The sequence below is a fragment of the Hymenobacter agri genome (assembly GCF_054778495.1).
This window is the reverse complement of the sequence record NZ_BAAGZM010001274.1, coordinates 1-568: the sequence shown is the minus strand read 5'-3', so window position 1 is coordinate 568 and position 568 is coordinate 1. Positions and strand designations below refer to the sequence as shown.

Sequence of the window (568 nt, the reverse complement as noted above, 5' to 3'; positions counted from 1 at the left end):
TGCGCGGCCTAGCCGAGCTGCGCGGGCTGGAATACGCCATCGGCCGCGAGCTGGCGCAGCCCGCCTAGCCGGATGGCTCCCGCTGTGGCGGCTCGGAACTCACCCATCCGGCCGCCATTCTACCCCGAAACTCCCTTTCGGGCTTCGCTCTCTCCCCGTTTTCCCGAATCCCACCCATCCACCCCATGCGTACCCGCCTGTTACTGCTTGTGCTGCTGCTGGTGGCTGCCGCGCCCCTTTGCCGGGCCGACGACGGCTACCGCCTGTGGCTGAAGTACGACCTGGTGGCCGATGCCGGCCGCCGGGGGCAGTACCAGGCGGCGACGCATTTTATTGCCGCCGACGGAAAGGACGCGGTGCTGCAAACTGCCGCCACCGAGCTGCAGCGCGGCCTGCAGGGCCTGCTGGGCCAGCCTGTACCGCTGCTGGCAAAAGCCCCCGCCGGCGGTACCAAGCGCGGCATTCAACTGGAAATTATCCCGACTACCACTAACGACGGCAACGCCCAGACGGCCCGCGAGAGCTACCGCGTGTTCACGCGCGGCTCGCAGCTGGTGGTGGCCGGCGG

At 68.8% G+C, this 568-nt stretch carries 1 protein-coding gene; it reads left to right on the top strand.

The genetic code is table 11. The features are described 5' to 3' along the window. Positions 1 to 185: 185 nt before the first annotated feature. A partial coding sequence (locus tag ACYVDE_RS25770; protein WP_460504347.1) for an alpha-glucuronidase family glycosyl hydrolase occupies positions 186 to 568 on the top strand: 383 nt, incomplete at its 3' end.